11 protein-coding genes and 1 pseudogene are annotated in these 21255 nt (G+C 40.8%); 10 read left to right on the top strand and 2 right to left on the bottom strand.

Annotated elements, in window-relative coordinates; genetic code table 11:
- Both BWI44_RS07995 and BWI44_RS07990 read right to left on the bottom strand, forming a co-directional pair.
- Positions 1-530, bottom strand: a pseudogene (locus tag BWI44_RS07995) (fusion protein); the annotation flags it as partial.
- A gap of 32 nt (positions 531-562) precedes the next feature.
- Positions 563-856, bottom strand: coding sequence for a hypothetical protein (locus BWI44_RS07990; RefSeq protein ID WP_225694588.1), 294 nt, complete (start codon positions 854-856; stop codon positions 563-565).
- 637 nt (positions 857-1493) lie between these two features.
- Here BWI44_RS07990 and BWI44_RS07985 point away from each other — a divergent pair.
- The 10 genes from BWI44_RS07985 (at position 1494) to BWI44_RS07940 (ending at position 21214) form a co-directional block, all read left to right on the top strand.
- A complete protein-coding gene (locus BWI44_RS07985) occupies positions 1494-2069 on the top strand; it encodes an RNA polymerase sigma factor (protein WP_225694589.1) in 576 nt (191 codons plus the stop codon).
- Positions 2070-2168: 99 nt separating this feature from the next.
- On the top strand, positions 2169-3254 hold the full coding sequence (locus tag BWI44_RS07980; RefSeq protein ID WP_225694590.1) for a FecR family protein: 1086 nt from the start codon (positions 2169-2171) through the stop codon (positions 3252-3254).
- 274 nt (positions 3255-3528) lie between these two features.
- Complete coding sequence (locus BWI44_RS07975) at positions 3529-6840, top strand: TonB-dependent receptor (RefSeq protein WP_225694591.1); 3312 nt, start codon at positions 3529-3531, stop codon at positions 6838-6840.
- A gap of 16 nt (positions 6841-6856) precedes the next feature.
- Positions 6857-8641: a RagB/SusD family nutrient uptake outer membrane protein gene (locus BWI44_RS07970; RefSeq protein WP_225694592.1), complete on the top strand. Its 1785-nt coding sequence runs from the start codon at positions 6857-6859 to the stop codon at positions 8639-8641.
- A gap of 81 nt (positions 8642-8722) precedes the next feature.
- On the top strand, positions 8723-10885 hold the full coding sequence (locus tag BWI44_RS07965; protein ID WP_286812873.1) for a hypothetical protein: 2163 nt from the start codon (positions 8723-8725) through the stop codon (positions 10883-10885).
- Positions 10882-13410: an acetylxylan esterase gene (locus BWI44_RS07960; RefSeq protein WP_286812872.1), complete on the top strand. Its 2529-nt coding sequence runs from the start codon at positions 10882-10884 to the stop codon at positions 13408-13410. The genes BWI44_RS07965 and BWI44_RS07960 overlap by 4 nt, the downstream gene beginning before the upstream one ends.
- Entirely contained in the window at positions 13403-15247 is a 1845-nt protein-coding gene (locus BWI44_RS07955; RefSeq protein ID WP_225694595.1) for an FAD-dependent oxidoreductase, read from the top strand. The genes BWI44_RS07960 and BWI44_RS07955 overlap by 8 nt, the downstream gene beginning before the upstream one ends.
- Before the next feature lie 17 nt (positions 15248-15264).
- Entirely contained in the window at positions 15265-16866 is a 1602-nt protein-coding gene (locus tag BWI44_RS07950) for a glycoside hydrolase family 31 protein (protein ID WP_225694737.1), read from the top strand.
- An 18-nt stretch (positions 16867-16884) separates the two neighbouring features.
- Positions 16885-18687, top strand: coding sequence for an alpha-1,3-galactosidase B (locus BWI44_RS07945; protein WP_502688829.1), 1803 nt, complete (start codon positions 16885-16887; stop codon positions 18685-18687).
- A 19-nt stretch (positions 18688-18706) separates the two neighbouring features.
- A complete protein-coding gene (locus tag BWI44_RS07940; RefSeq protein WP_225694597.1) occupies positions 18707-21214 on the top strand; it encodes a glycoside hydrolase family 3 C-terminal domain-containing protein in 2508 nt (835 codons plus the stop codon).
- The last annotated feature ends 41 nt before the right edge of the window (positions 21215-21255 follow it).

Here is a 21255-nt window from a genome sequence, read left to right as displayed (position 1 = left end):
GAAAAGAGGTTGCGTGTATGTTTGGAAAAGCCTAAAATGACGGTTCTTGCTATACTATAGTCGTAATAGTCCGTATAACTGTCGCATTCGTTCACCCTCAATGTGCCGATAATAACCGCCTTTGCATCCGTCGGGATAAGGGGGCGTAAACGTTCCGCACCGATTTTTGCGATACGCTCGTATTCTTTACTTGCTTCCTTCGCTTTCCGTTCCGCTTCGGCTTTCTTCTCTTTCGCTTTGGTTAGTAAAGCGGCTGTTTCCAACGGATCCAAAAACTTGGGGTTCGCATCATCGTAGTAGATGCCTATTCCGAATTTCTCCGATAATGGCCGGATAAGGTCGGAAGTGTGAAACTCGTGTGTTCGCAAATTGATAAGATGATAGGTTATTCCCCACTTGTCACGGGTTACTTCATACACAACATAGCTGTCATAGCTGTAGCCTTCCAATACTACCACTTGATTGACTGAAACGGTCTGAACGCTTCTTTCGTAACTTTTGTTAGCTCCTAATAAATGCACTTTAGTCATAATGATTTAATTTTAAAATGATTAATATTCTGTCAGAGTATCACGCAAAGAACAAGGATGAGAAGAGCGAGCACGCAAAGGGAAAGGAAAGCGGAAAGGATGCGCCACACGGAACGGACGAGGAAAACCACCACCGCCAAAACTGCCAACATGGGCAACCAACCGCCCCAAAAGGCCGCCACACCACCGACAAAGGCACATACAAAACGTACCGCCACATAGACCACAAAGCCGACCGACAACCACTTCACCAAGTTTTTAATGCCGATTGGAGCGGAGTCGAAACCTCGTTTCAAATCTTGTTGTATTTCAGTTCTCTTTTTCATAACATTGACTTTTTTTTTTATGCCTTGTCGGTGGCCTCACCTTGCTCGTTTCAGGGGGCAGATACGGACGGGGAGAAAATATGCAAGGCTTTTGGTGAAAAATTTTCAACCGCCCCGCTGGACGGATTGAAAAATTTTCATCAAAACCTATAGGGCGCGAAGCGGCCTTGCAGATTTTTAGGGGCCCCGTCCGTAGCTTCGCACCCTGAATCACGCAAGGTGAAGTCATGACAGGATGATAAAAATGAGAAAATCGTTATATGAGGAAAAAAGGAAACAGATATACTGGTAGATTCAAGGTTATCTGTCAATTTGAGTATTATTTATATGGTGAGAACTATTCCATGGTATATGAGACATTTAAATAAATGAATAGTTTATAACTGTGACTACATAATTAATCTATAGCTATCTTTATTTTTCTTAGAAAAGTAATTGGCTTTTTTATTGCTTTGTTTACTCTCGTTTATACTATAGAATAATTTAACAAATAGCAAAAGATATATTAGTGGTAATAGAGGGAGGAGAAATTATTTTTTTCTTTTGAAAATTTAATTATATTTGCGGTAGATTACTGATTTGATTTGTTAACGCAATAACTTTTATCTTTCTAATGCAATATACTTCATATCAAAATATGAGTGATGTGGTTTTATGGGATCTTATATTGAAAGGCGATATGAAAGCTATGTCTTTATTGTATAAGAAGCATTACGAGTTATTGCTTAATTTTGGTCTTAAATATACTCTAGATGAGGAATTCGTCAAAGATTGCATTCAGGATGTTTTTGTGAAACTTTGCGCGAGCAAGCGGTTGTCTTCAACAAAATATGTACGATCTTATCTTTTAACTTCTTTGAAGCATATTATATTTGATAAATTGTCCTCGTTGAAAGTGACGGAAGAATTAGATGAGCATTTCTTTGAACTGGAAATAGAAGAAAATTCTGTTTTAGAAACCCTTTTTAAAGACAATGATGAAGACCTTCAATTGAGTAAGAAACTGATAAACGCTTATAAAAGTCTGCCTGATAATCAACGGATGGCAATTTATCTTCGTTATGTTAGGGGATTATCCTATAAGGAAATGGCAATTGTCTTGAACGTAAATCCCCAGTCTTCTATGAATTTAGTTTCTCGTGCATTGACCAGTTTACGGTCAAAAATGACTCTTGACGAGTATTTACTGATAATGATTTTATTCTGTTCCTGATTACATTTTGCTCTTTTTTATAAGTTCTCTCACTTTTTTCGAAAAAAAAGTGAGTAGATATTTATAATGTCATCGTTTTAAATATAAAAGACAGTGAAAATGGAGAAAGGAAAATTTAAAATGTACTACGTTGCACGAAAATTGCTTGAACATGCCAGAAAACATGAGAGACATGTAACTCCAGAAGAACTGGATGAATTGTGGAGATCTGTAGAAGAGCGTGTGTATAGTGAGAAAAGAAAAAGAACGGCTCGACGACATGTTCTTTATCTTGCTACAGCTTCAGCTGCTGCTATTATTTTCTTGTGTATGTTTGGGTTGGGTAAACAATTTATCCCTTCCTATATGGAAGATGATTTAATCATTGATTTTGCAAAATATACACAAATAAAAGAAACGCTCAGTAAGGAAATTCTATTATTAAGGCCAGGTAAGGAAGACTTAAAAGTAAAAGATACAGACGCAAATATTGTCTATTCAAACAATGGAGCCATAGTAGTAAATTCAGATACTATAAATCGGGGGGGGATAGAGGAGAAGAAACAGGATTTTAATCAATTGATAATTCCTAAGGGAAAAAGAACACAGTTGACTTTATCCGATGGAACTCGTTTGTGGGTAAACTCGGGGACACGTGTCATTTATCCTAATTGTTTTGAGAAAAAATATCGTGAGATTTATGTAGAGGGAGAAATATATCTTGATGTATTTCGTAATGAAGATTCTCCCTTTATAGTTCGGACTAAGGATTTTTTAATACAAGTCTTGGGAACTTCTTTTAATGTTTCGGCATATCCATCGGAACATATTTCTTCTGTTGTGCTGGTTGAGGGTAGTGTTAATATCAGGAATCAGCAAAAAGAGCAAGTGAAACTCGCCCCCGGACAATTGGTGAATATACAAACCGGGAAGTTGCATTCTCCTAAAAATGTGGATGTTAAGCCATACGTGTGTTGGGTGGAGAATATGCTGATGTATATAGATGAACCTTTGGACAAAGTATTTAGGAAATTAAACTTGTATTATGGTAAAGAATTCGTTTTAGAATCCGGTGTGGCAGAGTTGCAAGTCTCCGGGAAACTGGATTTGAAAGGAAAGTTGGAAGACGTTTTACATACCATTTCTTTTTCTGTTCCCATATATTTTGAAGAAATAAATGATAGTATATATGTGAGAAAAGAATAGATATGGAGAATTTATAGTTAACCCTTTAATGTATATTTATGAGAAACAAAAGTCCTTAAAAAAAGGCTGAATGATACTGCAATTATCATTCAGCCGAGAAATCAAACAACATCTAGTTATTTAATTTTATAAAATTCGTTGCTAATATATGAAAAATAATGGTAGCATATTTTCTGCGGGAACAAGAGTTGCTCGCATATTATTTCTTTTTAGTTTTTGTTTTCTTTCTTTGTATTCTTATGCGGTAAATGTAGACGAATATGTCCAGAATAAAATGTTGACGGTAGAAGTGCAAAATAAAACTGTCAAGGAGGTACTTGATTATATAGAAAAGAACAGTGAATTCATCTTCTTTTATTATAATAAAGCCGTTGATACGGAACGGAATGTCAGTTTGTCTATAAAAGATAAACCCATTACGGTAATTTTGGACCAATTATTTCAGGGTACGGATGTACGGTATGAAATAAGAGATAGGCAAATTTCTTTAAAGAAGGAGCCGATACAACAGTTTCCACAGGATAAACAACAACAGAAACGAAAATTGACGGGTACTGTAACGGATGCTTCTACTGGCGAACCGTTGGTAGGAGTAAGCATTATGGTACGAGGTGAAAATAGAGGAACCATCACAGGGATAGATGGTAGTTTTTCAATAGAGGTATATGCAAATACAGAGTTGCAGTTTTCATACATTGGGTATAAGATGCAAAGTATGAAGGTCGGTAACTTGCAGGTGATCAATATCAAAATGGTTGTAGACGATGCCATGCTGGACGAAGTAGTTGTCGTGGGATATGGTACGCAAAAGAAAGTGAACTTGAGTGGTGCTGTAGAAACGGTTACAGCAAAAGAACTTTCCAATCGTGCTACAAATAATGTAGGTTTGGCTCTGCAGGGATTGGTTCCTAACTTGAATATTACGATGTCAAGTGGTGGAGCTGACTATACACCTACGTTCAATATTCGTGGTGAAACCTCTATCAATGGGGGCGAACCGCTGATTCTGGTGGATGGAGTGCCGGTCACCGCTGCCGATTTTAGCCGTATGAACTCATTGGATATCGAGAATATTTCCATCCTGAAGGATGCTTCTTCGGCTGCAGTCTATGGAGCACGTGCGGCTTTTGGTGTCATTCTGGTGACCACCAAGAAAGGAGAGGAAGGAGCGATTAAGGTGAATTTCAATAATTCATTCAACGTGCGAACTCCTACCCGAATTGTTCAAGTGGTAGAAGACCCTTATATTCAGGCTTCATACAAAACCATTATGGGAGCTCCTTGGTATCACCTGTACACAGATGAAGAGATAGACTATGCACAGCAGCGTGTAGAAGACCCTTCTTTGCCGTCTGCCATACCTTCTACCAAAGACAAGAGCCAATATACTTACTTGGACGCCCATAATTATTATGAGGATATTTTTGAAAGTACGGCATTGTCTCATCAGCATAGTCTTAGTTTGTCCGGAGGTTCAAGTAAGGCGACTTACTATTTAGGTATGGAATATTATGGAGAGAATGGACTGTTGCGATATAATAAAGATGAGTATAACCGCTACAATGTGCGTAGCAAAGTGGAGTATCATCCTTGGAAATGGCTGACAGTAGGAAATAATACCAGTTGGTCTTATTATACCTATGACCGTCCGACTCATTTTTCCAGCAATTATTTTAAGGAAGTGTATGAGAAGAACTGTATGATACCGGTCTATAATCCTGACGGTACATATACGGTAGTAGGAGCGCAGACGGTCGGACGCTTGCTGCATGGTGGTAATCATATAGATAAGTCATTAAATCTCAACTCGCAGTTCACGGCACAAATTGATGTATTAAAGAATGTATGGAGTTTGAAGGGAGATTTTACGGCCACGATATATAACAAGCATTCCAATGAATGGAATTCGGACAACGAATATACTTATAAACGTGGCCCGGAACTGGCGGCCACCTATGTGGGCGACCAGAATTATGCAATGCGCGTCAATGACTATTCGATGTATACCGTATTGAATCTTTATACAGATTTCCATAAGCGTTGGGGAGAACATAGTGTGTCTGCTGTTGCCGGTTTTAATCAGGAATATAAGTCGTATGAATACCTTAAAAGTAAGCGTACAGATTTGATTTCAGAATCTTACCCGACCGTACAATTGGCCACTGGCGATATGACCATGCAGGAAGATGCTTATCAGTGGGCTGTTCGTTCCGGATTTTATCGTGTGAACTACATGTTTAAGGACCGCTATATATTGGAGACAAATGGAAGATATGACGGCAGTTCTCGTTTCTCCAAGAAAGACCGATTCGGTTTTTTCCCTTCTGTATCGGGTGCTTGGATCATTTCGGAAGAATCATTTTTCGCTTCTTTGAAGAAAGTGCTTAATCATGTGAAATTAAGAGCTTCTTATGGTTCGTTGGGCAATCAGAATGTGGGGTACTATTCTTATATAGCCTCAATGAATGCCTCTAAATCAGGAGTGTTGCTGAATGGTAAGTTGCCAATGACTGTTTCGCCGGCAGGATTAATATCAAATGCGTTGACTTGGGAGAAAGTTTACACTACTAATGGTGGAATTGACATCAACATGTTGGATAATCGGTTAGTCATGTCAGGAGATGTGTATCGTAGGGATACGAAAGAAATGTTGGTTCCGGGTAAAACGTTACCCAGCGTATTGGGTACAGCTGTTCCTAAAGCCAATAGTGGAGACATGAAGACACGTGGTTGGGAAGTCTCTGTCACCTGGAGAGACCGCTTTAGATTGGCTTCCAAACCATTCAATTATAGTGCGACTTTTGTTCTTTCAGATAGCCGTTCTTGGATTACTCGCTATGATAATCCTACGAATTTGTTGTCTGATTATCGAGTTGGTGAGGAAATCGGAGAAATATGGGGATTGGTAACGGAAGGATTTTTTGTAGATCAGGAAGACATTGATTCGCATGCCGATCAATGGAATGTGACTTCCTATCCCGGTGACCGGAAAATTGAGCCGGGCGACTTGAAATATAAAGATCTGGATGGAAATGGCAAAATTGAGAAAGGACTTACGGCAGATGAACCGGGTGATTTTAAAATCATAGGCAATAATCGTAGTCGCTTGCCGTTCGGTTTAGACTTGAATGCAGATTGGAATGGATTCGACTTGCGTGTTTTCGTACAGGGAATAGGTAAAAAACAATGGTATCCGCAAAACAGTGATTATAAATTCTTTGGAATCTATGTATCACCTTGGGGAAATGTTCTTGAAAACAATTTGGACCACTGGACTGAAGAAAATCCTAATGGTTATTTCCCGCGTTTGAAGTCATATACGGCTACTTCGGGAGATATGTCTATCAACCAGACACGTTATCTGCAAAATGCAGCTTATTTGCGGATGAAAAATATAACTTTTGGTTACACTCTTCCTAAACAACTGATTTCTAAAATAGGCCTTTCAAGCGTGCGCTTTTATTTTAGTGGAGAGAATCTGTTTGAAATTACCAAGCTTTGCAAAAACTACGATCCGGAAGGCTTGAATAATAATTCGCATCCTTTCCAAAGAACGTTTTCATTAGGTTTAAATATTGCATTATAATAAAACTGATTATAAAATGAATAAGTATAAGAAATATATATTGGCAGGAGCGGCAACATGCCTAATGCTCGTGCAGACTGGTTGCAACGACTCTTTTCTGGAGCGTTATCCGATTGTGTCCATCTCACCTGAAGCATTTTTCAAGAATATAACAGACTTGGAATTGTATACCAATACCTATACCTTGTCTCCCAGTTATTCTGATTATGTGTCTGATAATTACACCACTTACTCAAATACCCATGCCAATAATAATATGATCCGTGGCAATGTGACTCCGTCCACCTGCGGTGGATGGGGCGACTGGGGAACATTGCGAAAATATAATATATTTTTGGATAATGTGCACAAAGCTTCCGGAAGTCCGGAAAAGATAGCCCATTATATTGGTCTGACCCGCCTGATGCGTGCCCGTTGGTATTACGAACAAGTAAAATGGTACAATACTTTACCTTGGTATTCGCATGCATTGACCGATACGGATATGGAAATGCTTTACAAATCTCGTGATTCCCGTGAATTGGTAGTAGATTCTATTATGGCTGATTTGGATTACGCCTCGGCAAATGTTTCTGTTGATATGGGAAACCGGACTATTATGAGCAAATGGTATGCATTGGCTACACAGGCTCGCATTTGTCTGCATGAAGGAACTTACCGCAAATACCATGATGAGCTGAATCTGCAAAATACGGCTACCCGTTTCTTGGAGAAAGCTGCAGAGGCTGCTTCTAAGGTCATGGAGTCCGGACTGTTTGAGATTGATAAAACGGGAGGTACGGATGTAGCTTATCAGAGGCTGTTTACCGGATATTCGTTGGATAAATCTAAGGAAATAATTCTATTTAAAGATTATGATAATGAATTGCGGATAAAACATGGTGCTCCCAATGAATCATTCAATTGGATTACAGGTTTTAGCCGAAGTCTGATGGAATCGTATGAATATCTGGATGCTGATGGAAATGCTATTCCATTTTCGCAGGTCGAAGGTCATGAAACAATGGGGTATGTTGATATCTTTAAAAATAGAGATCCCCGTATGAAACAGACGCTTATGTATCCGGGATATAAAAAGCCTGGGGTATCTACTGCCTATATCCCCAATATAGATTTGGGAGGTTATCCTTGCATTAAATATATGGTGAATGATCCGGCTCAGATTGTAAGTACAATGGCCTACACGGATTTGCCTATTTGCCGTTATGCCGAGGTGCTTTTGATTTATGCGGAAGCCAAAGCTGAATTAGGGAGGCTAACCCAAGATGACATGGACAAATCTGTCAATTTGATTCGTGCACGTGTAGGAATGCCGCGGATTGTTATAGCCAATATTGTGGACGACCCTAATCTGAGAGCTCAATACCCGAAAGTAACGGATAAAGCCTTGTTGCAAATTCGCCGCGAACGCAGAATAGAGTTGGTGAATGAGAATTTCCGTTGGGATGATTTGATTCGCTGGAAGGAGGCCCATCTGATTCGTGATGTGCAGCATGGTATCTATATCGATAAGTTGGGAGTATTTGATGTTACCGGTGATGGAATACCCGATGTCGGTATATTTAAGAATGCGGAGAGCAACACCATACCGGAAGCCGATCGCAGTAAATATACATTCTATTATTTGGAAAAGGGAGGAAAGCCCGGTACGGTCAGTTTGTCTGAAGGCGATCATGGCTATATTGTAATAAACAGTGAGATAGGCAATCGGAAGTTTGAAGAGCCTAAATTCTATTATTGGCCATTACCCGAACAGCAACGTGCGTTGAATCCGGCATTGGAGGAGACCATATTCTGGTAAGTTTTGATTCATTGGGTACAAATTTTATGCATAAGATTTGTACCCATGATACAAATTATTGAAACTGATAAAATAAAATTTATGATTATTGAAAGTGTAAAGAGTATATTTGTTTACATATCGTTTCTTTTTTTGGGGGGAGTACTGGCTTTATCTTCTTGTAAGACTCCTCGGGAGGCTCCATGGGTGGCATCGGCTTGCTGGAATGTACAGGAGGTACAACAGTCTAATATGAAAGTATATATGGCTGCTGCAACTATTTCTTCCATAGAATATCAGGCGGTTCGAGGATGGGAGTTGAATCCGGCCACGCAGGAAACAGCAACTTTGTATTGTGATATAGATGATGATATGCTGCGTACCTTGGTTCCTGAACATACGCTTTGCATAAAAGTATGTTATTTGGACAAAGGATATGGCGGTTTTGCATTATGTTACAAGGCGCAAGGAGAGATAAAGCGGGGCGAATATGTACAATTACATAATAGCGGTGCTTGGATGGAACATACATTTAAGCTATATGACGCTTTGGTAGCCAATGGGATTGATCAGGCTGATTTTGTATTGACCACCTGCGATATGGATATTATGGGTAAGGCTAAAGACAGGGTTGGCATAGCTTCTGTCAGGGTAGAAATGTCAGAATTGCTATCTCCTTATGAGTTGAGTGTGAAAGGCAAAAGGGCCGGTAACATATTTTTTGAAGATGAGAAAATAGAGTTTCAAGTAGAATGTTTGGATATGACCGGTAAACATGCTTGCAGAACATTGGCTTATAGTATTATTAACGAGAACAGGGAAAGCATATATACCCAAAAACAGTCTTTATCCGGCGAACGGACCTGTATTGAACTTCCCTCTTTGCCTTACGGTGTGTATGAGCTGATACTTGAAATGGAGGGGGAACAATCTTATCAGAAGGCTGTTGTTGATTTTTCTCATTCTCGGCGTGCGGACGAAATTAATACGCACTTCGGAACCAACCTTCATTTTGATTGGGCTGTTTATAGCAATGAAGACATTGATTTTTTGGCAGAGTTAGTGAAAGATGCGGGATATAGCTTGGTCAGGACTTCTCTTCGCTGGTATCAGATGGAAAAGAGCAAGGGCGAGTTTGCCTTGACCCGTAATATATTGTATTCCAATCAATGCCTGAAAAAGCAAGGACTGAAGATGGTGGGAATACTGAGCCAGGAATGTCCTTTATACGATACGGTTCCCTATTGGCTGGAAAACGAGGATAAGCGGGAAGCTTATGCCCGCTTCTGCTATTTTATGGTGGATGCATTGAAAGAATACACCCATATTTTCACTTATCCCAATGAATTCAACCTGACAAAGGGAGGGGTACATCATCCCGAGAATTATCATCAGAGCATGGACATTATCAAGGCGGCATATCCGGCCATCAAGCGGGCAAATGCTGATGCCTTTATTGTATCGGGGGCAGTGTCTCGTTTTGAAAAGCCGTATCTGGAAGGACTTTTCCGATTGGGACTGAATGATTATTGTGATGCGTCGAGCATTCATCTTTATGATTTTATCGGAGGTCCTGAGACATACTATACCAATAAGCCGGATTTGAATATGTTTCCCAATACACAATTGTTTCATGATCTTATGAAGCGTTTGGCTCCCGAAAAACAAGCGTGGATTACAGAGAATGGCTGGTGCTCGTATCCCGGAGAGATGGGCGAGAATGAAGCACATCGCAATTTCTTTATGTGTACCGAAAATGAGCAGGCACGTTGGTACGCTCGTTCGTTCATAATCAACAGTGATCCTAACCGTGCGGACAAGTACTTTCACTACTCATTCATAAACAATGAGGTGGGATATTTCAACAGTGAGAGTAATTTTGGAATTATCCATTCGCACAATCACCGCACTCCCTTCTCGGCCAAACCTGCATTTGTCACCGTAGCTGCATTCAACGATATCGTGGGAAATGCTCTTTTCAAAGGTAATGTGGAGGAGCTGGAACTGGCTGAAGATGAGCGTAATCATTTTGCATATATGTTTGTAAATGCTAAAGGTGAAGAGATTGCTTGTTTTTGGCAAAGAGACGAACGGCTATTGACGGACAAGAAGATAAAGACCTATACATATAAGTCGGATATGCCTTACTTGGAAATTTATGATATGTATGGGAATAGAAAAGTGGTAGACAATAAGGAAGGAACTTATACTTCACTTTATACTTGTTGCCCGGTTTATATCAAAGGGGTTAAGGAGGTGAAATGATGATAAGGTATATTATCTTCATTATTGTCACTTTCTGGGAGTGCTCTTGTCAACAAGATTCAAATGAATTTCCTGCTTGGAAAGAAGGGGAAATGGAAATCCATCACATCTATACGGGAAGAGGAGAAAGTAGTTTTTTGATTTTCCCGGATGGAACCACCTTGTTGATAGATGCAGGAGATTATGATCCAGAGGATTATCCTAAAATGACTGAATTGTTGCCTGATACGTCCCGACATGCAGGAGCATGGATAGCACGTTATGTGAAACGGATGAATCCTCATAAAGAGAAAGTGGATTACCTGATGATCAGTCATTTCCATAGCGATCATATTGGAGAAGTTGAAAATGAGACCATGTGTACCAAGGGGCGGTTCCCCGATTATATGTTGACGGGAATAGCGGAAGTAGGAGAATATATACGGTTTGGGAAAGTCTTTGACAGAGGATTTCCCGATTATCAATATCCACTCCCGATAGATGATCGGAATGTAGATAATTATTGCTCTTTTCTACAATGGCAGGCAAAAAAATATGGGCTATGCCGGGAAGTATTTAAGGTGGGTATGCTGAATCAAATCCATTTGCTGAATGATAGTAGCCGATATCAGGGTGTATTTTCCGTACGTAATTTGGCGGCTAATGGAGAAGTGTGGACAGGCATAGATGAAAAGACGGTGAAATGTTATGGACTCACCCCTTTGAACCTTGATGAGTCTCAGCAAAATGAAAATACTAAAAGTTTGGCAATCCGAGTGGATTATGGACCTTTTAGTTATTATACCGGTGGAGACCTCAGTTCGTATGTGTATGATGAACAAGGGAATGAACTGGATGTAGAAACGCTGGTGGGTAAGGTCTGTGGGGAGGTGGATGTTTGCAAAGCCAATCATCATGCTTGGACAGACGCTATGAGCGAAGGTTTTATTCGGAATATCAGAGCCAAACAGTATGTCATTCCTGTATGGGAAGATGAGCATATTCAACCTGTGGTCATGGAACGGATGCTGGATAAGAATCTTTACTCTTCAGAACGAATGGTTTTTCCGACAAATTTGCCCGAACATCTCAGAGAGTTGTATGCTGATCGGAAGTGGATGGCGCAGGTATGTCCGGAAGATGGCCATGTAGTAATCAAGGTTTTTGATAAAGGGAAGAAATATGCCGTTTATGTATTGTCCGCAAAGGATGAGGAAAATCGGGTGAAGGCTGTTTATGGACCTTTTGACAGTGAATCTTCTTTGTTGCAATCTTCATTTGACAGAAAAGATTCAACAGATGTAAAGGTCGCTATTATACCGGAACACGTTGACTATGATTACCGATTGGGGGAAGAAGTGTGCTTTTTGATAGAAGTTTCACAAGGAGGGCAATGGGTGGAGAATTACAGGGTGGATTACGAGTTGGGGGCTGAATGTTTTCCAACGATAGTGAAACAAGATGCATTGTTAGAGAATGGGAAGCTGGTAGTAAAGGCTGTTATGAATAAAGCAGGCTTTATGCGCTGTAAGGTAAAGGTAAAAAGAGGAGGTGATGTAGTTTGTGAAAGTGTGGCGACGGTGGCTGTAGATAAAGAGAAAATAGTTCCGGTTGTGAAGGAACCGGAAGATTTTGAAGCATTTTGGGATGCAGCTATTGCCGAATCACGTAAGGTTGAATTGTCTCCTCATTTGATACAAGTGCCGGAGTTGTGTTCTGCTACTCATCAGGTTTATCGGGTTGATTTTCAGAATGATGCACCTGCTTCTCGCTTTTATGGCATACTTACTGTTCCTAAGGCAGAAGGTTGTTTCCCTGCTATTTTGCAGCTTCCGGGAGCGGGTGTTCATCGTTTTGACAGAGGAGCGAATTATGGCGATCGGATTATAACATTGGATATAGGAATACATGGTATTCCGCAGAATCTTGCTCCTGAAGTATATGAAGGATTGACAAATGCCGGATTGCGTAACTATTCGGTGATGGGGAGCACCAATCGGGACACATATTATTATAAACGGGTGTATGTAGGCTGTGTCAAGGCTATTGATTTTCTTTTTACGTTGCCTTGGTTTGATAGGAAGACGATAGGAGTTTGTGGAGGTAGTCAAGGTGGAGGGTTGGCCATGGTTGTTGCTGGACTTGATAAGCGTGTTGACTTTCTGACAGCCTATTTCCCAGCTCTGTGCGATCAGGAAGCTTGGTTGGCTAAACAAGCAGACGGTTGGCCGCATACATTTCGTTTAGGGATGTATGGCGATTCTTGTTTGACAGAAGAGGTTCGCAATGCTTTGTCTTATTTTGACGTTGTGAATTTCGCTTCACGGATTCGGGTCCCCGGATGGTATGGAATGGGATATAATGATACAGTTTGTCCACCTACATCTGTGATGGCTGCTTACAATGGCATACTAGCTGAAAAGCAAATGATTACATTTCCGGGTGCAGGTCATTGGAATTATCCAAAACAAGAGGAACTTCGTCTTAAATGGATTCATAATATGATTAGAAATTACAAATTTAAAAATGATGATTATAATGATTGAAAGATTAAAAATATTGTTTATAATATGGTGCTCGCTTTTTATCGGAAACGTGAATGCTGCTGATTTTTTGATAGAAGCAGAAAGCTTTCTTCAAAAAGGAGGGTGGGCTGTTGATCAACAATTCATGGACCAAATGGGGTCACCCTATTTGTTAGCTCATGGTATGGGAGTTCCTGTGTCAGATGCCGTAACTAACATCAATGTTCCCAATAAGGGAGAATATTATGTATATGTCCGTACTTACAATTGGACATCACCGTGGTGTAAGAACAAAGGTCCCGGCCGTTTCGCACTGTATGTTGATGGGCGAGAAGTCTCTTCTTCGTTAGGAACCGAGGGCGAGGATTGGATGTGGCAATTTGCAGGTCGCGTTCGTATCAACAAAGCTCAGGTAGAAATATGTTTGAAAGACTTGACCGGATTTGACGGTCGGTGTGATGCCATTTATTTTACGCAAGATGCAGATAAAATTCCTCCTGCTTCAGTGGCAGAGATGAAATCTTTCAGGAAGCAAATGTATAAAGATGCTTTGGGAGATTCGCAAGTTGCACATTTTGATTTGGTCGTTGTAGGTGGAGGTACGGCCGGTATGTCTACGGCATTGTCGGCCGCACGGCTGGGATGTAAGGTTGCTTTGGTACATAACAGGCCGATACTTGGTGGAAACAATAGCTCTGAGGTACGGGTACATTTAGGTGCAAGTATCGAAATGCCTCCTTATCCCCAATTGGGAGGTTTGGTAAAAGAGTACGGACCTGTTCGTGGGGGAAATGCACAGCCGGGTGAATACTATGAGGATTGGAAAAAACTGGATGTGGTGAATGCGGAGAAAAACATTTCATTGTTTTTAAATTTCCATGCCACAGCAGTAGAGTTGAATGGCAGGCAGATTAAAGCCGTCCGGGCTGTCCACATTGAAACAGGAAAAGAAAGAGTGTTTGAGGCTCCCTTATTTGCAGATTGCACGGGAGATGGGAATATTGGCTTTTTGGCAGGTGCAGACTATCGTATGGGACGTGAAGGCCGCATGGATTTTGGAGAGAGTCTGGCTCCAGAAAAAGCAGATTCCCTGACAATGGGAGCTTCCGTACAATGGTATTCGGAAGAATTGTCCTATAAAAATTCTTTTCCATTATTTGAGTACGGCTTGAGCTTGGATGAGAATAAGTGCGAAAAAGTCACTATGGGAGAGTGGCGATGGGAAGTTGGCATGAATCTCAATCAAATAACGAAGGCAGAGCGTATTCGCGATTACGGACTCTTAGTAGTTTACTCTAATTGGAGCTATTTGAAAAACAGACTGAAAAAAGATGATAAATGGATGAAACGAAAATTGTCATGGGTGGCTTATGTTGCTGGAAAACGCGAATCACGTCGTTTATTGGGCGATTATATTTTGAAACAAGATGACATTGATAAACAGGTGTTTCATGAGGATGCTACAGCTACTACTACTTGGGCCATTGATCTGCATTTTCCGGATTCTGCCAATATGGCAAAGTTTCCGGATGCTCCTTTCTTGTCGTCCACGGAACATATTTATATCAAGCCTTATCCCATTCCTTACCGATGTCTGTATTCACGCAATGTGGACAATCTCTTTATGGCAGGACGGAATATCAGTGCCACACATGTCACTTTTGGTTCGACACGGTTGATGCGAACTACTGCCATGATGGGGGAAGTAGTAGGAATGGCTGTATCTATCTGCCGAAAACACCGGGTGCTTCCTCGTGAAGTCTATTGGTGGTATATGGAGGAACTGAAAAGTCTGATGGAAAAAGGGGTAGGCAAACCGGGGATTCCTAATAATCAGAAATATAATGAAATAGGATAAATAATAAATATAGTATGATGTCACTCATAAAATCTTTGTTAACTATTGTATGTTTGTGGCTGTCAATGGCATTGTCAGCACAAGAACCGATTGAAACAACAATCATTACTCCACTCGATGGCGAGTGTTGGTGGGGAGGCTTGACCGCATTGGGGAACCAAATGCCCTATGCTTCCAATACTAAAGAATATAATTTGGAGAGACAGAATGAGAATAACCAAATTGTTCCGTTATTGATTTCTTCCAAAGGACGTTATGTCTATGGAGAACATCCTTTCCGTTTCCGTTTTCGGAATGATACATTGCTACTGCATTCAAATTTTGAAAAGCTTTCTGTGGAACAAGGAGGTAAAAACTTGCGTGAGGCTTATTTGGCGGCATCAGTCAAGCATTTTCCTGCCTCGGGTAAGACTCCCGAAGAGCTTTTCTTTTCTAAACCGCAGTATAATACGTGGATTGAACTGATGTACAATCAAAATCAAGCAGATATTGAAGCGTATGCACAGCAAGTATTGGCAAATGGTTTTCCTACCGGCATTTTTATGATAGATGACAACTGGCAGAATCATTATGGCAACTTCGATTTCAAGGCTGCGAAATTTCCCAATCCGAAAGGAATGGTAGAACGGCTGCATTCGGCAGGATTTAAAATCATGCTCTGGGTTTCTCCTTATGTGACAGCAGATAGCCCGGAGGCTCGTTTTTTGGAGGAGAAGGGGTATTTGATAAAGGAGCGTGGCAAGGATACACCGGCTATCTTGCGCTGGTGGAACGGTTCGAGTGCCTGCTTTGATTTGACAAATCCGGCAGCTTTTGAATATCTGAAGCAACAGTTGTATGACACCCAGAAGAAATATGGAGTCGATGGGTTTAAATTCGATGCGGGAGATGTCATGTATATGTGTGGAGATAACCTGGAGTTTTTTAATCCATCTGCCAAAGCAGCGGTATTTTCCCAAAAATGGGCTGAGATGGGATTGTATTTCCCTTACAATGAATATCGTACTTCCTTTAAAATGGGAGGTCAACCTTTGGTTCAGCGGTTAGGCGATAAGCCTTATTCATGGGATGCGGTTTCATGGCTTATTCCCGATATGATAGCTGCCGGACTTTTAGGGCATGCCTATACGTGTCCCGATATGATAGGTGGAGGTGCTTATTCTACTTTTTTGAATATTGATAAAGACAGTTTTGATCAAGAATTAATTGTGCGTTCATGTCAGATTCATGCTTTTATGCCTATGATGCAATTTTCTGTTGCTCCTTGGCGTATATTGGATCAGAAGCATTTGGAAATATGTCAGAAGTTTGCTTGTTTCCATGAGACTATGGGAGCTTATTTTTTGGAAACAGCCAAGAAGTCATCCCAAACAGGTGAGCCGATGGTCAGACATATGGAGTATATGTATCCGGGACAAGGATTTCTGAATTGTAAAGATCAGTTTATGATAGGTGAGAAGTATATGGTTGCTCCGATGGTCACCAAAGGAACTTCCCGTGTGGTGAAATTGCCTTCCGGAAAATGGCGTGATGACCAGGGAAAGATTTATAAAGGAGGAAGGACAATCTCAATTCAAGTCCCCATTGAGCGGTTACCTTATTTTGAGTGTATCAAGTAACTAAAATGTCAATGTAATATGTATGGAAAATTGTTAGCATGTGCAATACTTTTTGTATGTATTTGTAATGTATATGCAATACAAGTGTTTGATATGGCATCTTTCGGAATAGTACCGGAAGGGAAAAACTTATCAGCTAAGATGAAAGCTGCCTTACATGAAATTCATGAAAGAGTATCAGAGGATAGTATTGTGATACGTTTCCAAAAGGGTAGATATGACTTTTATCAGGAAAATGCTTCCAGTAGAATGTACTATATATCCAATCATGCTGAATATCGTGGAGAACAGAAACCTTTGGAGAAACCGTTGCATGTGGCAATTCCTTTGGAAGACTTCAGGTCGTTGACTGTGGAAGGAAACGGTGCGCTGTTTGTCTGTCATGGTTGTATGTTGCCTGTTTCGTTGGTTCGTTCCAAAAATTGTACGCTTCAGGATATTCAAATTGATTTTCAAGAGGCAGTGTATCCTCAAATTAGAATATTGAAGAATGAAGGAAAAGCGGGTATTACTTTTGAGGTGTTTCCGGATGTCGATTATCGGCTTGCCAAAGATTCTGTTTTGGATATCTATGCTTTGGGGCAATGGGGGATTCGTCCTTTCTATGCCACGGCGTATGAGGGAGAGACGAAGCGTGTGGCTTATAATACGGGAGATTTGGAATTTCCCAATCATTCTTTAGTGGCAAAAGGGAAGCGGGTGATACATGCTCCTTTGTGGCATGATGAAAGGTTAAAGCCCGGATTTGTCATGTTGCTGCGTACTTGGGACCGTCCGGCTCCGGCCGTTTTTTTGCATCATAATGTGAATACGACATTGAAGAATGTGGAAATTAATTATGCTGAAGGAATGGGAGTATTGGCTCAGTTGTGTGAAAACGTAACGCTGGATAGCACCAGAATCTGTTTGAGTGAAAGGAATCCTTCACGTTATATTACGACTGTTGTTGATGCTACTCATTTCTCGCATTGTCGGGGCAAGATTGTTTCAACGCATGGTCTTTACGAGCATATGGGAGACGATGCAATCAATGTACATGGCATTTATCTGAATATGGAAGAGCGAGTTGATGATTATACCGTGATTGGCCATTTTATGTATGAACAGACTTATGGATTTGATTGGGGATTTGCTGGAGATACAGTACAGTTTGTTTCAAAAGAGACTTCAGAGGTGGTTACCGGTATGAATCGGATTGTCGATATTGTTCCTATGGACGTCAATGGTTCTGCCATGGGAGCACGTTCTTTCAAAATCGTTTTTGCAAATCCACTTGATGGAAGACTTTTCGGGAAAGATCAATTCTGTATGGAAAACCTGACATGGACTCCCGAAGTCTGTTTTGCAGAAAATTTGATTCGTAATAATCGGGCACGTGGAGCGTTGTTTACTACTCCGAGGAGGGTGGTGGTGGACTCAAATGTATTTGATCATGTGTCGGGAGCGGCAATTTTGATTAGTGGCGATTGCTCCTATTGGTATGAAAGTGGTGCATGTAGGGATGTGCTGATTTGTAACAATCGGTTTGTCAATGTGCTGAGTAGCATTTTTATGGAAGCGAATGCTGTCATCAGTATCTCTCCTGTTGTGAAAAATCTGCAGAAGCAGGAACGGTGTTATCATGGAGGAAATGCTGAATCGATTCGGATTATAAATAATAAATTTGATGTTTTCGATGCACCGATACTCTATGCTAAGTCTGTGGACGGATTATTGTTTAAGGGAAATACAATTCATATAAATTCGGAATATGTCCCTTTTCACTGGAATCAAAGCCGTTATCGGATGGAGCATGTAGGACGCATTGATATAGAACCCTGAATATAGAATAGATAGAGATATGAGAATCATAATTGTGTTATGTATCATTGGCGCTCTTTGGGCGGAATGTGGATATGCACAGATATATAAAGATAAGACGGCTGCTGTAGAAGCGCGTGTTGAAGATTTGCTTCATCAGATGACCCTGGAAGAGAAAATCGACTATATAGGTGGCTATCGGGATTTTTATATCAGAGGCATTGAGCGTTTGGGAGTTCCTGCTTTAAAATTGACGGATGGCCCGTTGGGAGCGCATAAAGATGGAAAAGCAACCGCTTATCCGGCAGGGGTATTGACAGCTTCTACATGGAATAGGTCGCTGGTTTATGAGTTGGGAAAGCAATTGGGTAGAGATGCGAAAGCACGTGGGGCCCATATATTACTCGGACCGGCAGTCAATATAATTCGGTCGCCTTTATGCGGGCGAAACTTTGAGTATTTTACGGAAGACCCATACTTGAACGCTCAAATAGCCGTAGCTTACGTGCGAGGAGTGCAAGATCAGCATGTTGTTGCTACGTTGAAACATTTTGTTGCCAATAATCAGGAATGGGATCGTCATAATATAAACAGCAATATTGATGAAAGAACATTGCATGAAATTTATCTTCCTGTATATAGGGATGCTATCCGGAAAGCGGGAGTGGGCGCTATTATGGACGGATATAATATTGTAAATGGTGTCCATGTCACTCAGAGTGATGAATTGAACAATCAGTTACTCAAGAAACGATGGGGCTTCCAAGGGCTGGTAATGAGCGATTGGGGAGCGACTTACAATGCGATTGAAGCGGCCAACGGAGGGCTGGATTTGGAGATGCCTCAGGCCATCTGTATGAATCGGGCTAATTTACTTCCTGCATTGCAGGCTGGACATGTTAAAACGGCGACGATAGATGATAAGGTCAGAAGAATTTTGAGGATAATGTTTAGATTTGGGTTTTATGATAATGCTCAATCGGACGCTTCTGTTCCTTATGATAATCCGGATGGGGGAGAGGTGGCATTGAAACTGGCTCAGGAAGGAATTGTTTTGTTGAAAAATGAAAGAAATCTGTTGCCTCTTGATAGGTCTGAGGTAAAATCGGTGGCTGTTATCGGGCCTAATGCAAATTCGTATGTTGCAGGAGGGGGGAGTTCCTATACATTTCCTTTTCATAGTACGAATGTTCTTGATGGACTAAAAGATAAATTTCGGGATGCAGAGTTTTATTATGCGTCGGGCATTGCCGGACATTGGGATGCGGTAGAGAAGTCTTTGTTTTATACAAGTGCAGAAGGATGTGAAAGAGGGCTTGTAGGAGAATATTATGATAACACACAGTTGGCCGGGAGACCGGTTGAAACCAAAGTGGATACGATCATCTGTATTCAAAATGGTTGGCATGTTGCATCCCTTAAGAAAGGCCCTCCTTTCGATCACTGCTCTATACGGTGGCGGGGAATCATCCGGCCTCCGAAAAGTGCTGATTATCTGTTTACAGTCAGAGGTTTTGATGGCTTTCGCTTGCGGATTGATTCGGAAACGGTGATTGATGCATGGAGAGAGCAGGGAATTACGACGAAAGAATCTATCCTGTTTTTAGAGGCAGGGAGAGAGTACCCAGTAGTATTGGAATATTTTGCGGACTGCCATCCTGTGGATATATCTTTGGGTTGGAGGGAAAATCGAGTATCATTTGATGAAGCTGTTCAAATAGCCGGAAAGGCTGATGTTGCGGTAATCAATGTAGGATTGAATGAGAGCCTTGAACGCGAAAGCAATGATCGGGATTTTGGGCTACCTGCCTATCAAGATAGTTTGATACAAGCTGTTTCTGCCGTCAATAAGCGGACTATTGTGCTGGTAAATGCAGGTGGAAATATTGATATGAATCGTTGGGCGGATCAGGTTCCGGCACTTCTGTATTTATGGTATCCGGGACAAGAGGGAGGGAAAGCGGTTGCCGATATTCTTTCGGGAGACATCAATCCCAGTGCGAAACTGCCGGTTTCATTTGAATATAAATGGGAAGATAATTCTGCATTTCCATACTATCATGACACCGATGGAGATAAGGAGGTGGAATATAAAGAAGGATTATTTTTAGGATACCGCTATTACGACAGTGCAAAAGTGAAACCCCGTTTCCCATTTGGATATGGTCTTTCATATACAAGATTTGAATATGATGATCTTAAGGTTCGACAAGAAGAGGGCGATACAGATGTGGAAGTCAGTTTCACAATTAGTAATGTTGGTTCTTGGGACGGTTCCGAAGTTGCTCAATTATACATTAGACCTATGCATCCTTTCGTATCGAGGCCTTATAAAGAGCTTAAAGGATTTGAGAAAGCCTTTATACCCAAAGGACAGAAAAGGCAGGTAAGCATATCGCTTGATAAGGAATCTTTTTCTTATTATAAAGTGGATAAAAAGCAGTATGGTTATGACAGCGGACTTTATGAGATTCTGATAGGAACTTCCTCTGAAGATATAGTGCTTAGTGAAGTGATAGAGATAGCCGCAGAAAGAGATTCCGAATAAAATCAGTTAGTGTGATAATTAAGCGTAAACGTAAAATTTAA

The organism is Bacteroides sp. Phil13 (assembly GCF_001940965.1).
GTDB classification, from domain to species: Bacteria; Bacteroidota; Bacteroidia; order Bacteroidales; family Bacteroidaceae; genus Bacteroides; species Bacteroides intestinalis.
The sequence above is the reverse complement of the archived record's forward strand: the minus strand, read 5'-3'. Positions and strand labels throughout refer to the sequence as shown.

What these genes read in the sequence shown, in the direction of transcription:
- BWI44_RS07990 (WP_225694588.1), bottom strand. Translation starts at nt 856, where the DNA reads ATGAAAAAGAGAACTGAAATACAACAAGATTTGAAACGAGGTTTCGAC.
- BWI44_RS07965 (WP_286812873.1), top strand. Translation starts at nt 8,723, where the DNA reads ATGATTATTGAAAGTGTAAAGAGTATATTTGTTTACATATCGTTTCTT.
- BWI44_RS07960 (WP_286812872.1), top strand. Translation starts at nt 10,882, where the DNA reads ATGATGATAAGGTATATTATCTTCATTATTGTCACTTTCTGGGAGTGC.
- BWI44_RS07955 (WP_225694595.1), top strand. Translation starts at nt 13,403, where the DNA reads ATGATTGAAAGATTAAAAATATTGTTTATAATATGGTGCTCGCTTTTT.
- BWI44_RS07940 (WP_225694597.1), top strand. Translation starts at nt 18,707, where the DNA reads ATGAGAATCATAATTGTGTTATGTATCATTGGCGCTCTTTGGGCGGAA.
- BWI44_RS07945 (WP_502688829.1), top strand. Translation starts at nt 16,885, where the DNA reads ATGTATGGAAAATTGTTAGCATGTGCAATACTTTTTGTATGTATTTGT.
- BWI44_RS07950 (WP_225694737.1), top strand. Translation starts at nt 15,265, where the DNA reads ATGTCACTCATAAAATCTTTGTTAACTATTGTATGTTTGTGGCTGTCA.
- BWI44_RS07975 (WP_225694591.1), top strand. Translation starts at nt 3,529, where the DNA reads ATGTTGACGGTAGAAGTGCAAAATAAAACTGTCAAGGAGGTACTTGAT.
- BWI44_RS07985 (WP_225694589.1), top strand. Translation starts at nt 1,494, where the DNA reads ATGAGTGATGTGGTTTTATGGGATCTTATATTGAAAGGCGATATGAAA.
- BWI44_RS07980 (WP_225694590.1), top strand. Translation starts at nt 2,169, where the DNA reads ATGGAGAAAGGAAAATTTAAAATGTACTACGTTGCACGAAAATTGCTT.
- BWI44_RS07970 (WP_225694592.1), top strand. Translation starts at nt 6,857, where the DNA reads ATGAATAAGTATAAGAAATATATATTGGCAGGAGCGGCAACATGCCTA.